Source organism: Ideonella oryzae (genome assembly GCF_024055665.1).
GTDB classification, from domain to species: Bacteria; Pseudomonadota; Gammaproteobacteria; order Burkholderiales; family Burkholderiaceae_C; genus Ideonella; species Ideonella oryzae.
Genome location: NZ_JAMXMC010000002.1, coordinates 450,756 through 463,303 on the forward strand (window position 1 = coordinate 450,756; position 12,548 = coordinate 463,303).

Sequence of the window (12,548 nt, forward strand, 5' to 3'; positions counted from 1 at the left end):
ATGAACATCCTCGTCATCGGCAACGGCGGCCGCGAGCATGCCCTGGCCTGGAAACTGGCCCAGAGCGAGCGGGTGCAGCGCGTTTACGTGGCGCCGGGCAACGGCGGCACCGCGCTGGACAAGCGCCTGACCAACGTCGCCATCACCGACCCGGTGGCGCTGGCGGATTTCGCCCAGGCCGAGAAGGTCGGCCTGACGGTGGTGGGCCCCGAGGCCCCGCTGTCCCAGGGGGTGGTGGACATCTTCCGCGCCCGCGGCCTGCGCATCTTTGGCCCCACCCAGGCGGCTGCGCAGTTGGAGTCGTCCAAGGCCTTCGCCAAGGACTTCATGAAGCGGCACGCCATCCCGACGGCCGCGTACGAGACCTTCTCCGACCCGGCCGCGGCCCATGCCTACATCGACCGGCTGGGTGCGCCCATCGTCGTCAAGGCCGATGGCCTGGCCGCCGGCAAGGGCGTGGTCGTGGCGATGACGCTGGAAGAAGCCCACGAGGCCGTGCGCTTCATGCTGGAGGACAACACCCTGGGCGTGGTGCACAACGCTGGCGGCGCCCGCGTGGTGATCGAGGAGTTCCTGCAGGGCGAGGAAGCCAGCTTCATCGTGCTGTGCGACGGCAAGAACGTGCTGCCGCTGGCCACCAGCCAGGACCACAAGCGCATCGGTGACGGCGACACCGGCCCCAACACCGGTGGCATGGGTGCCTACTCGCCCGCGCCGGTGGTCACGCCCAATGTGCACGCCCGGGCGATGCACGAGATCATCCTGCCGACCATCCAGGGCATGGCCAAGGACGGCATTCCCTTCACCGGCTTCCTGTATGCCGGCCTGATGATCGACGCCGAGGGCCGGCCCAAGACGCTGGAGTTCAACACCCGCATGGGCGACCCGGAAACCCAGCCGATCATGATGCGCCTGAAGAGCGACCTGGTGGAGGTGCTGCTGCACGCCACCGACGGCACGCTCGACAAGGTGGAACTGAACTGGGACCGCCGCTTTGCCCTGGGCGTGGTGATGGCTGCTGCCGGCTACCCGATGAATCCGCGCAAGGGCGACGTCATCACCGGTCTGCCGGCCGACGCCGCGGGCACCGCCGACAGCATGGTCTTCCATGCCGGCACCGCGCAGAAGGACGGGCAGACGCTGGTCACCGGTGGCCGCGTGCTCTGCGTGACGGCGCTGGGCGACTCGGCCCGCACCGCCCAGCAGCGGGCCTACGAGGTGCTGCGCGACATCCATTTCGACGGCGCGCAGTGGCGCACCGACATCGGCCACCGCGCCATCAAGCGCTGAGGCCTGTTCCACAAGCCCGGTGGTGTCCAGCCGCCGGGCTTTTTTACATTCGAGGTACCCATGGACAGCGAGGCGCTCAGAGCCTATTTCTACGAACTGCAGGACAACATCGTCGGCACCCTCGGTGAGATCGACGGTCAGCCGTTCCGGTCCGTGCGCTGGAAGCGCGAGCCCGGTGAACCGCTGGAAGGCGAAGGCCTGACCCGGGTGCTGGAAGGTGGCGGACTGCTGGAGCGAGGGGGCTGCAACTTCAGCCACGTGCATGGCCGCTCGCTGCCGCCGTCCGCTACCGCCCACCGGCCCGAGCTGGCCGGGGCGGCCTTCGAGGCGATGGGCGTCTCGCTGGTCTTTCACCCGCGCAACCCCTATGTGCCCACGGTGCACATGAACGTGCGTGTCTTTGCCGCCCTGCCGGCCGGGCGCGACCCGGTGGTCTGGTTCGGTGGCGGCATGGACCTGACGCCGTATTACGGCTTCGAGGAAGACGCGGTGCACTTCCACCGCACCTGCCGCGACGCGCTGGATCCCTTCGGCGTCGGCCTGCATCCCCGCTTCAAGACCTGGTGCGACGAGTACTTCTTCCTCAAGCACCGCAACGAGCCGCGGGGCGTGGGGGGCATCTTCTACGACGACTTCAACGAAGAGGGTTTCGAGCACAGCTTCGCGATGACCCGCTCGGTGGGGGACGCCTTCCTCAAGGCCTACCTGCCCATCGTCGAGCGCCGGCGCCACATGCCCTACGGCGAGCGCGAACGTGACTTCCAGGCCTACCGGCGCGGCCGCTACGTCGAGTTCAACCTCGTGTTCGACCGTGGCACCTTGTTTGGCCTGCAGTCGGGCGGCCGCACCGAGGCCATCCTGATGTCCATGCCGCCGGTGGCGAACTGGCGCTACGACTGGCAGCCCGCGCCGGGCACGCCCGAGGCCCGGCTCTACACCGACTTCCTGCGCCCACGCGACTGGGCCGCGGAAGGCGCCTGAACCGGCCGGGCATGCGGCGCGTCGGCCTGTTCGGGGGCAGTTTCAACCCGCCGCATCGGGCCCATCGGGCTTTGGCGAGGCTGGCTTGCGACGTGCTGGCGCTGGATGAGCTGCGCTGGCTGCCGGCCGGCCAACCCTGGCAGAAGCCGGCAGAGGCGTTGGCGCCGCCGCAGCACCGCCTGGCCATGGTCCAGGCCCTGGTTCAGGGCGAACCCCGGTTTGTGGTGGACAATCGCGAACTTTGCCGCCAGGGGCCCAGCTACACGCTGGACACGGTGCGCGAACTGTCCGCCGAGCAGCCGGGCACCGAATGGGTGCTGGTGATCGGGCAGGACCAGTACGCGCGTCTGGCCAGCTGGCATGGCTGGCGGGAGCTGTTGGCGTCGGTGACGCTGGCGGTGGCCGCCCGCGAAGGACAGGCGGTGCAGACACCGCCGACGCTGGCGGGGGTGCCGCACCGTTGCGAGGTGCTGCCCCTGCCGCAAATGGACATCAGCGCGACGGACATCCGGGCGCGGGTGGCGGCCGGACTGCCGATCTCTCCTCTGGTGGGGGACGCGGTGGCACGCTATATTGATCAACACAGCCTCTACCGGGCCCCGCCCGGCCACTGAATGGACATCCGAAAACTGCAACGCGCCATCGTCGATGGCCTGGAGGACGTGAAGGCCCAGGACATCCTGGTCTTCAACACCGAGCATCTCTCACCCCTGTTCGAGCGGGTGATCGTGGCCTCGGGCACCAGCAACCGACAGACCAAGGCGCTGGCCTCCAGCGTGCGCGAGTCCGTCAAGGCGGCGGGTCTGCAGGTGCTGCGCACCGAAGGCGAGGACAACGGCGAGTGGATCATCGTGGACTGCGGCGCCGCCGTGGCCCACATCATGCAGCCGTCCATCCGCGACTACTACCGCCTCGAGGAGATCTGGGGCGGCAAGCCGGTCAAGCTCAAGGTGGGCAGTGCCAAGACCTCCCTGGTCAAGGCGTCCGAGCCGATGGACGAGGACGACGCGCCCGCCGCTCCGGCCAGGAAGAAGCCGGCGGCCAAGAAGGCTGCGGCTGAGGTCAAGGCTGCCAAGCCGGCCCCCGCCCGCAAGGTGAGCAGCGGCACGACCTCTGCGGCCAAGAAGGCGGCGCCAGTGAAGAAGGCGGCGACCAAGACCACGGCGGCCAAGACCGCCGCGCCGAAGAAGGCCGCACCCAAGAAGGCCGTGACCCGCAGCACCGGCACCACCCGCAAGGCCGCCGAGGCCAAGCCGGTGCAGACGGTGGTGGTGGGCAAGCCTGCCAAGAAGACCACCGCCAAGGCGGCGCCGGGCAAGAAGGCGGCACCCGCACGCAAGGCGGCGGCTCCGGCCAAGGCGCCAGTCAAGGTGGCGGCGAAGGCCCCCGCCAAGAAGGCCGCTGCCAAGCGCGGCTGAGGCGCCGGCCGCCTCCTGACCGATGCAGCTCATCATCGCCGCGGTCGGCCAGCGCCAGCCGGCCTGGGCCGACGCGGCCTACGAGGATTTCGCCAAGCGCTTTCCGCCGGAAATGCGCCTGACGCTCAAGGCCGTCAAGGCCGAGCCCCGCGGCAGCAAGACCGCCGAGCAGCTGATGGCCGCCGAGGCCCAGCGCCTGGAGGCTGCCGTGCCCAAGGGCGCCCGGCGGGTGCTGCTGGACGAGCGGGGCACCCGCCTGACCACCGCCCAGCTGGCCCAGCGCTTCGAGTTCTGGCTCGGTGACGGGCGGGACGTGGTCTTCTTCATCGGCGGGCCCGATGGGCTGGACCCCCAGCTCAAGGGCACGGCCGACGAGAGCCTGCGGCTGTCGGACCTGACCCTGCCGCACGCCTTCGTGCGGGTGCTGCTGGCCGAGGCGCTCTATCGCGCCTGGTCGCTGCGCAACGGGCATCCCTACCACCGTGAGTGAGCCCGCGGGCGGCGTGAGTCGCCCCGAACCCCGGCGCGAGCCCCGGCTGGACGCGCTGCGCGGTCTGGCCATCGCGGCGGTGCTCGTCCTGCACTTCACGCTGGCCTTCGGCCTGGCCCGCAGCCCGCTGGGCGCCTGGCTGGGCCGGCCGCTGCTGGCGGTGCTGACCCTGCGCGGCAACTACGGCGTGACGCTGTTCTTCGCCATCTCCGGCTTCCTGATCACCGACCATGTGCTGCGGCGCGATGGGGCGCTGCAGCAGCTGGACTGGCGGCGCTTCGCGGTGGAGCGGGCCAGTCGCCTGCTGCCGCTGCTGTGGCTGGCGCTGCTGTGCGTGCTGGTGCCCGGGCTGCTGGGCTGGCCCTTCTTTGCCGGTGACACCCACGCACCACCCATGGCCGCCGGGCGCTGGGCCATCGCCTTGCTGTCGGTGCTGGGCTTCTGGCACAACCAGCTGATGCAGGACTGGGGCTACTTCCACTACATCCTGAACGTCTACTGGTCGCTCTCGGTGGAGGAGGCCTTCTACCTGGGCTTTGCCGTGCTCTGCCTGGCCCTGGGCCGGGGCGAGCGGGTGATGATGGTGGCGGTGGCGCTGGTGCTGCTGGGGCCGCTGTACCGGGCCGTGCATCCAGATGACGAGATCCGCTACCTCTACGCCTATCCGGCCTGCTTCGACGCCATCGCCTGGGGCGTGCTGGCGGCCTGGGTGGCCCACCGCCATCCGGCCTCGCCGGCGCGCGCCGTGTGGGCGCGGGCCTGGGGGCTGGCCGGCATCGCGGTGGCCTGGGGCGTGGATTTCGGCGCCCACCCGGCCTGGAGCTTCTCGGCGCTGGCGGCGGCCACGGCGTTGTGGCTCTGGGCCCTGGCCGGCAGCCGGCCCTGCCACCCGCACTGGGCCCGGCTGCTGGCGCCCTGGGCCTGGCTGGGGCGGCACAGCTACGAGCTCTACCTCTTCCACATCATCGTGCTGGCGCTGCTGCGCCAGGTCTGGAGCCGGCAGACGCTGCCCGACGCCGGGCGGCTGCCGCTGCTGGTCGCCTACCTGGCGTTGAGCGCTGCCGTGGCCTGGGCCGTGGCCCGCGGGGTGGGGGACCCGGCCCGACGGGCCTGGCGCCGCCGTTGGAGCCAGGGCGAGGGGCAGGCCGGGGACCGCGCCACAATCGCCAACCCATGAGCACCGCACCGCTTCACGATTTCATCTATCTGGCCTCCCAGAGCCCCCGCCGCCGCCAGCTGCTGGACCAGCTGGGGGTGCGCCACGAGCTGCTGCTGCCCGGCTCCGACGAGGATGCCGAGGCCCTGGAGGCAGAGCGCCCGGGCGAAGCCCCGGCCGACTACGTCGAGCGGGTGACGCGGGCCAAGCTGCAGGCGGCGCGGGCGCGCTGGAAGGCGCGCGGGCTGCCCGCGGCCCCCATCCTCTGCTCGGACACCACGGTGGCCCTGGGCCGGCGCATCCTGGGCAAGCCGGCCGACGCCGCCGACGCCACCGCCACGCTGACCCGGCTGTCCGGCCGCAGCCACAAGGTGCTGACCGCAGTGGCCCTGTGGGACGGCCGGCGCAGCCATCTGGCGGTCAATGTTTCGAGCGTGAAGTTCGCGTCCCTGCCGCCCGAGGTGGTGGCCGCCTACGTGGCCAGCGGCGAGCCTTTTGGCAAGGCCGGCGCCTATGCGATCCAGAGCGCGCTGGCCGGCTGGATCGAGCGCATCGCCGGGAGCTACTCCGGTATCATGGGTTTGCCCCTTTACGAGACAGCCCAGTTGCTGCGACAGGCCCGCGTCCGCCTCTGACCGCCGTGCCCGCGGCCCCGGGAAGACGCCACCCACCCACGCGGCCGCACATGCACGACATCCTGATCAACTGGGCTCCGCAGGAGACCCGCGTCGCCCTCATCGAGAACGGGGCCATCCAGGAGCTGCACATCGAGCGCACGCTGGAACGTGGCCTGGTGGGCAACATCTACCTGGGCAAGGTGGCCCGGGTGCTGCCGGGCATGCAGAGCGCCTTCGTCGACATCGGCCTGGAGCGTGCGGCCTTCCTGCATGTGGCTGACCTGCACACCGCCCATGCGCCGGGGGCGCGCGACAGCCACCCGCCCACCCCCATCGAGAAGCTGGTCTTCGAGGGCCAGGCGCTGACGGTGCAGGTGGTCAAGGACCCGATTGGCACCAAGGGCGCGCGCCTGACCACCCAGATCAGCATCGCCGGGCGCATGCTCGTCTTCCTGCCGCAGGACAACCACATCGGCATCTCGCAGAAGATCGGCTCGGTCGAGACGCGCGAGCAGTTGCGCCAGCGCATGGTCGCGCTGGTGGGCAAGCCGGAACCGGGCAGCAAGGAGGGGCCGGGCGGCTTCATCCTGCGCACCAATGCCGAGGAAGCCAGCGACACCGAGCTGTCCGAGGACATCGCCTACCTGCGCAAGACCTGGGCCCAGATCCGCCAGCGCGCGGTGTCCCGTCCCGCAGGCACGCTGCTGCACCAGGATCTGTCCCTGGCCGAGAGGGTGTTGCGCGACATGGCGACCGAGCAGACCCTGGCCATCCGCATCGATTCGCGCCTGCAGTACGAGCAGCTCAAGGCCTTCGGCATGGCCTACACCCCGGCCTCGGCCGCCAAGCTGGAGCATTACCGCGGCGAGCGGCCAATCTTCGACCTCTTCAACGTCGAGGAAGAGATCGCCCGGGCGCTGGGACGGCGGGTGGACCTGAAGTCCGGCGGCTACCTCATCATCGACCAGACCGAAGCGCTGACGACGATTGACGTCAACACCGGCGGCTTCGTCGGCGCGCGCAACTTCGACGAGACGATCTTCAAGACCAACCTCGAGGCGGCGCTGGCCATTGCCCGCCAGCTGCGGCTGCGCAACCTGGGCGGCATCATCATCATCGACTTCATCGACATGGCGCGCGAAGAGCACCAGCAGGCCGTGCTGGCCGAGCTGCGCAAGCAGCTCTCGCGCGACCGCACCAAGACCACGGTGAGCGGCTTCACCCAGCTGGGCCTGGTGGAGATGACCCGCAAGCGCACCCGCGAGAGCCTGGCCCATGTGCTGTGCCAGCCCTGTCCCACCTGCGAGGGCCGCGGCCAGGTCAAGACCGCCCGCAGCGTCTGCTACGACATCCTGCGCGAGATTCTGCGCGAGGCGCGGCAGTTCGATCCCAGGGAGTTCCGGGTGGTGGCCAGCGCGGGGGTGGTCGAGATGCTGCTGGACGAGGAGAGCCAGCACCTGGCCGACCTGTCGGCCTTCGTGGGCAAGCCCATCTCGCTGTCGGCCGAGCCGACCATGAACCCCGAGCAGTACGACATCGTGCTGCTCTGACACGTCCAGGACCGGCGGCGTCTTCAGACTGCCATCAGCCCGGTCTGCCAGACTCGCACCATGCAATACAAGAACCACGACGACGCCGACGAACACGCCCTCTACACTTCGGCCGAGCGGGCCAAGGCGGCCAGCCGCAGCACCTGGGTGAGCGTGGCGGTGAACCTGGTGCTCTCCACGTTGCAGATCGTGGTGGGCCTGCTGGCCAAGTCCCAGGGCCTGGTGGCCGACGGCCTGCATTCGCTGGCCGACCTGGTGTCCGATGCCGTGGTGCTGGTGGCGGGCCACCAGGCCCGCAAGGCGGCCGACGACGATCATCCCTATGGCCACCAGCGCTTCGAGAACGCCGCCTCGATGGTGTTGGGCGTGCTGCTGCTCGTGGTGGGCGCCGGCATGCTGGTTTCGGCCTTCGGGAAGTTGCACACCCCTGCGGCGGTGCCGTCGGTGCATGTGGCGGCGCTGTGGGTGGCCGCTGGGACGCTGGTGGCCAAGGAGCTGCTGTTCCGCTACATGCTGGCCGTGGCCAAGCAGGTCAAGTCAAGCCTGCTGGTGGCCAATGCCTGGCACGCGCGCTCGGATGCAGCCTCCTCGCTGGTGGTGGCCCTCGGCCTGGTGGGCAACCTCGCGGGCTACCCCATCCTGGACCCGATCGCGGCCCTGATCGTCGGTCTGATGGTGGCCAAGATGGGCATCGAGTTCGGCTGGAGTGCCCTGCACGACCTGATGGACCGCGCGGCCGATGATGAGGAAGTGCAGGCCATCCGCCAGACCCTGGTGGAAACGCCGGGTGTGGCGGGCGTGCACGATGTGCGCACCCGCAAGATGGGCGACATGATCGTGGTGGACGCCCACATCGAGGTGGACGCGGCCATCACGGTGGAGCAGGGCCACGACATCGCGGTGGCGGCCCGGCAGCGGGTGATGCAGCGCCACCGGGTGCTCAACCTGATGACCCATGTGGACCCCTGGCACCGGCCCGACCTGGACCACGCGCCGGTGAAGTCCGCGCCGCAGGCCTGAGTCGAGCGATGGACGCGGGGCTCAGCGACGCAGAGGCCGCGCGCCGGCTGCGCGAGGAGGGGCCCAACGAACTCGCGCCAGCGACCCGCCGGTCGCTGTGGCGGCTGCTGCTCTCGGTGCTGACCGAGCCGATGTTCGGTCTGCTGCTGGCCTGCGGTGCGCTCTACGCGCTGCTGGGCAATGCCCAGGAGGCCTGGACGCTGATGGGCTTCGTGATCGTCGTGATGGCGATCAGCCTGGTGCAGCAGCAGCGGGCCGAGCGCTCGCTGCATGCCTTGCGCGAGCTTTCTTCCCCGCAGGCGCAGGTTTGGCGCGGGGGGCGGGTGTGCCGCGTGTCCAGCCGCGAGCTGGTGCGGGGCGACGTTGTGCTGCTGGATGCCGGCGACCGGGTGCCGGCCGATGTGCGTCTTCTGGCCGCCACCGGCGTGTCGGTGGACGAGTCCCTGCTGACCGGGGAGTCGGCGCCGGTGTTCAAGACTGTCACCGAGGATGCCGCGGGCGGTCTGTTCGCGGGCACCTTGCTGACCGCAGGGTCCGCCCGCGGCGAGGTGGTGGCCACCGGTGCGCGCAGCGCGCTCGGTCGTCTGGGGGCCGCGCTGGAGGGAGGCACCGAGGCCGCCAGCCCGGTGCAGCAAGAGACGGCGCGCATCGTGCGTGTGGCGGCCGCGGCCGGGCTGGGGCTGGCTGCGCTGCTGGCCCTGCTCTACGGCTGGCAGCGACAGGATGCCCTGCAGGGGCTGCTGGCCGGCCTCACGCTGGCCATGGCCATCCTGCCGGAGGAACTGCCGGTGGTGCTGACCCTGTTTCTCGGGCTGGGCGCCTGGCGCCTGGCGCGCGAGAAGGTGCTGGTGCGGCAGATGTCCGCGGTGGAGATGCTGGGGGCCACCACCGTGCTGTGCGTGGACAAGACCGGCACCCTGACGCTCAACCGCATGGCGGTACGGCGCCTGTGGTCGCCCCAGGGCGAGCACGACCTGGTGAGCGAGGGCGAGCTGCCCCTGCCCGAGGCCGTGCACGAGACCCTGGAGTACGCCATCCTCGCCAGCCACCGGCAGGCCATCGACCCCATGGAGCGGGCCCTGCTGGAGGCGGGGCAGCGTGAGTTGGCGCAGACCGAGCACCTGCATGCCGACTGGACCCTGGTGGAGGACTATCCGCTGTCGGCCGAGCTGCTGGCCATGTCGCGGGTCTGGCAATCCCCCGACCGGCGCGAGCGCCTGATTGCCGCCAAGGGAGCGCCGGAGGCGGTGATCGACCTCTGCCACCTGGATGCAGCCCGCCAGTCCCGCATCGTCGGCCAGGTGGCCCGCCTGGCGGACCAGGGCTGGCGCGTGCTGGGGGTGGCCCGCGCGGTCTTCGCGGCCGACTGTCTGCCGCCCATCCAGCACGACTTCGATTTCGAGTTCGTCGGCCTGGTGGCCCTGGAGGACCCGCTGCGGCCCGAGGTGCCTGCGGCGATTGCCGAATGCCGAGCCGCCGGCATCCGGGTGGTGATGATGACCGGCGACCATCCGTCCACCGCGATCTCGGTGGCCCGGCAGGCCGGCCTGGATGTGGCGGGCGGGGTGGTGCCCGGCACCGCCTTGGCGGCGCTGGACGACATGGGCTGTCAGGACCTGGTGGCGCGCAGCGGCGTGTTCTGTCGTGTGCAGCCGGAGCAGAAGCTGCGCCTGGTGCAGGCCCTGCAGGCCCGTGGCGAGGTGGTGGCCATGACGGGCGACGGGGTGAACGACGCCCCGGCGCTGCGGGCTGCTCACATCGGCGTGGCCATGGGTGCGCGCGGCACCGACGTGGCCCGCGAGGCGGCCGACCTGGTGCTGATGCAGGACAGCTTGACCGGTCTGGTGACAGCGGTGCGCCACGGCCGCCGGGTCTTTGCCAACCTGAGCAAGGCCATGGTCTTCGTGCTGGCAGTGCACGTGCCCATCATCGTGCTGACCTTTCTGCCGGTCCTGCTGGGTTGGCCCATGCTCCTGATGCCGGTGCATGTGCTGTGCCTGCAACTGGTCATTGATCCGGCCTGCTCGCTGGTGTTCGAGGCCCAGCCGGCTGAGCCCGGACTGATGCAGGCCCCCCCGCGGCCGCGGCAGGTGCGTCTGTTCGACCGCCGCGTGCTGCTGCGCAGCCTGGGGCAGGGCGTGGGCCTGGCCCTGCTGTGCCTGGGGGCCTATGCCGGGGCGGTGGCCGCTGGCGAAACGGCCGAGGCCGCGCGGGCCCTGTGCTACGGCGTGCTGGTGGGCGGCAGCGTGGCGCTCATCTATGCCAACCGGCACTGGTCCGTCACTGGCTGGCGCAGCGGCGCTGCGGACGGCATGGCCTGGCTGGCGCCTGGAGCGCTGCTGCTGGTGCTCATGGCCTGGTGGGTGCCGGTGCTGCAGACGGCCTTTGGCTTCGCCTTGCCTGGGTTGCCCACCATGCTGGCCGGGTTGCTGCTGGTGGGCCTGGCGGCGGCCTGGTTCGAGCTGGTCAAGCGGCGCACACCCTGATGTGGGTTCAGGCATTGATCAGGGAAAACCCTTGGGTCTGCTCAGGATTCCGTGCACACGTCGTGCATGGAATCCTGTCGAGGAAGCGGGCACGCCCAGGGGCCATGGAAACCACCGGATGACCGTCACCATCCGACACATTCAGGCGACAGGCCTACAATCCCTGCGATTGAAGGCGTGCCGGAACGGTTCTACGGAACTTTTGGGCATGAACCGGCATCACCCACCGACACATGTGGAATAGACGATACGCACTAGGCGCCCTGGCCGCCATGGGGGGGCTGAACCTGCTGCCCGCTCGCGCACAGTTTCGGGTCGAGATCGCCGGCATCGGCGCGACCCAGCTGCCGATCTCGCTGCTGCGCTTCCGCGGGGAGGACAAGGCTCCCCAGCCCATCTCCCAGATCATCCGTGCCGACCTTGAGCGCAGCGGACGTTTCCGCTTCGTCGACACCGGCCAGATGTTTGATGAGACCGGTGTCCCGGGCTACGCAGACCTGCGCAACCAGGGGTCCGACGCCATCGCCGCGGGCTCGGTGACCAAGCTGGTCGATGGCCGCTTCGATGTGCGCTACAAGCTCTGGGATGTGGTCAAGGGCCAGGACCTGGGCGGTCAGAGTCTGGCCGTGGTGGCTGGCGATCTGCGTCTGGCGGCCCACCGGATTGCCGATGCCATCTACGAGAAGCTGACCGGCGAGCGCGGGGTGTTCGCCACCCGCATCGCCTACGTCACCAAGGGCGGTGGTCGCTACACGCTGCGCGTGGCCGACGCCGACGGCGAAGGTGGGCAGGTGGCTCTGGTGAGCCCGGAACCCATCATCTCGCCGTCCTGGGCACCCGATGGCCTGCAACTGGCCTATGTGTCCTTCGAGGACCACAAGCCGGTGGTCTGGGTGCAGAACACCGCCACCGGCGCCCGTCGCCGGGTGGCCAATTTCCGCGGCTCCAACAGCGCACCGGCCTGGTCGCCCGATGGCCGCACGCTGGCCGTCACGTTGTCGCGCCAGGGCGGCTCGCAGATCTACCTGATCGACAAGGACGGGGGCACCCCGCGGCGGGTCACGCAAAGCCTGGCGATCGACACCGAGCCGACCTTCTCGCCCGACGGCCAGACGCTGTACTTCGTCAGTGACCGGGGCGGCTCGCCGCAGATCTACAAGCAGCCCGTGTCCGGCGGCGGCGCCACCCGGGTGACGTTCTCCGGCAACTACAACGTGAGCCCGGCCCTGAGCCCCGATGGCAAGACCCTGGCCTTCGTGCAGCGCCAGGGCGGAGGCACGTTCAAGGTGATGACCATGGACCTGGCCAGTGGCACGGCCCAGGCCATCAGCGACACCAATGACGACGAGAGCCCGAGCTTCTCGCCGAACGGACGCTTCGTGGTCTATGCGACTCGCTCGCAGGGCCAGGAAGTGTTGATGACCACCACGGTGGACGGGAAGATCAAGACCCGCCTGCTCACCAGTGGCCAGGATATTCGCGAGCCCAAGTGGGGCCCGTACGGTCGTTGAACGACGCAGGCATGACTCTGCGCCGCTCG

General features: G+C 70.1%; 11 protein-coding genes. All 11 read left to right on the plus strand.

Going from position 1 to position 12,548, the window contains the following annotated elements; translation table 11 throughout:
* Complete coding sequence (purD, locus tag M0L44_RS04775; RefSeq protein ID WP_252768516.1) at positions 1-1,290, plus strand: phosphoribosylamine--glycine ligase; 1,290 nt, start codon at positions 1-3, stop codon at positions 1,288-1,290.
* A 60-nt stretch (positions 1,291-1,350) separates the two neighbouring features.
* Positions 1,351-2,271 (plus strand): oxygen-dependent coproporphyrinogen oxidase, encoded by a 921-nt coding sequence (gene hemF, locus M0L44_RS04780; RefSeq protein WP_252768517.1) that lies wholly within the window; start codon positions 1,351-1,353, stop codon positions 2,269-2,271.
* A gap of 11 nt (positions 2,272-2,282) precedes the next feature.
* Complete coding sequence (gene nadD, locus M0L44_RS04785) at positions 2,283-2,885, plus strand: nicotinate-nucleotide adenylyltransferase (RefSeq protein WP_252768518.1); 603 nt, start codon at positions 2,283-2,285, stop codon at positions 2,883-2,885.
* Positions 2,886-3,689: a ribosome silencing factor gene (gene rsfS / locus M0L44_RS04790; protein WP_252768519.1), complete on the plus strand. Its 804-nt coding sequence runs from the start codon at positions 2,886-2,888 to the stop codon at positions 3,687-3,689.
* Positions 3,690-3,711: 22 nt separating this feature from the next.
* Complete coding sequence (rlmH, locus tag M0L44_RS04795) at positions 3,712-4,179, plus strand: 23S rRNA (pseudouridine(1915)-N(3))-methyltransferase RlmH (protein ID WP_151124190.1); 468 nt, start codon at positions 3,712-3,714, stop codon at positions 4,177-4,179.
* A complete protein-coding gene (locus M0L44_RS04800) occupies positions 4,172-5,356 on the plus strand; it encodes an acyltransferase family protein (protein WP_252768520.1) in 1,185 nt (394 codons plus the stop codon). The genes rlmH and M0L44_RS04800 overlap by 8 nt, the downstream gene beginning before the upstream one ends.
* On the plus strand, positions 5,353-5,970 hold the full coding sequence (locus tag M0L44_RS04805) for a Maf family protein (RefSeq protein ID WP_252768521.1): 618 nt from the start codon (positions 5,353-5,355) through the stop codon (positions 5,968-5,970). The genes M0L44_RS04800 and M0L44_RS04805 overlap by 4 nt, the downstream gene beginning before the upstream one ends.
* Positions 5,971-6,020: 50 nt before the next feature.
* Positions 6,021-7,502, plus strand: coding sequence for a ribonuclease G (gene rng / locus M0L44_RS04810; RefSeq protein ID WP_252768522.1), 1,482 nt, complete (start codon positions 6,021-6,023; stop codon positions 7,500-7,502).
* Between the two features lie 60 nt (positions 7,503-7,562).
* Complete coding sequence (locus M0L44_RS04815; protein ID WP_252768523.1) at positions 7,563-8,522, plus strand: cation diffusion facilitator family transporter; 960 nt, start codon at positions 7,563-7,565, stop codon at positions 8,520-8,522.
* An 8-nt stretch (positions 8,523-8,530) separates the two neighbouring features.
* Positions 8,531-11,008: a cation-translocating P-type ATPase gene (locus tag M0L44_RS04820; protein ID WP_252768524.1), complete on the plus strand. Its 2,478-nt coding sequence runs from the start codon at positions 8,531-8,533 to the stop codon at positions 11,006-11,008.
* A gap of 233 nt (positions 11,009-11,241) precedes the next feature.
* Entirely contained in the window at positions 11,242-12,519 is a 1,278-nt protein-coding gene (tolB, locus tag M0L44_RS04825) for a Tol-Pal system beta propeller repeat protein TolB (protein WP_252768525.1), read from the plus strand.
* Positions 12,520-12,548 lie beyond the last annotated feature (29 nt).

Bases quoted from the DNA above. Each gene is read 5' to 3' on its own strand.
- rsfS (WP_252768519.1), top strand. From the start codon at position 2,886: ATGGACATCCGAAAACTGCAACGCGCCATCGTCGATGGCCTGGAGGAC.
- M0L44_RS04820 (WP_252768524.1), top strand. From the start codon at position 8,531: ATGGACGCGGGGCTCAGCGACGCAGAGGCCGCGCGCCGGCTGCGCGAG.
- rlmH (WP_151124190.1), top strand. From the start codon at position 3,712: ATGCAGCTCATCATCGCCGCGGTCGGCCAGCGCCAGCCGGCCTGGGCC.
- M0L44_RS04805 (WP_252768521.1), top strand. From the start codon at position 5,353: ATGAGCACCGCACCGCTTCACGATTTCATCTATCTGGCCTCCCAGAGC.
- hemF (WP_252768517.1), top strand. From the start codon at position 1,351: ATGGACAGCGAGGCGCTCAGAGCCTATTTCTACGAACTGCAGGACAAC.
- nadD (WP_252768518.1), top strand. From the start codon at position 2,283: ATGCGGCGCGTCGGCCTGTTCGGGGGCAGTTTCAACCCGCCGCATCGG.
- tolB (WP_252768525.1), top strand. From the start codon at position 11,242: ATGTGGAATAGACGATACGCACTAGGCGCCCTGGCCGCCATGGGGGGG.
- rng (WP_252768522.1), top strand. From the start codon at position 6,021: ATGCACGACATCCTGATCAACTGGGCTCCGCAGGAGACCCGCGTCGCC.
- M0L44_RS04815 (WP_252768523.1), top strand. From the start codon at position 7,563: ATGCAATACAAGAACCACGACGACGCCGACGAACACGCCCTCTACACT.
- purD (WP_252768516.1), top strand. From the start codon at position 1: ATGAACATCCTCGTCATCGGCAACGGCGGCCGCGAGCATGCCCTGGCC.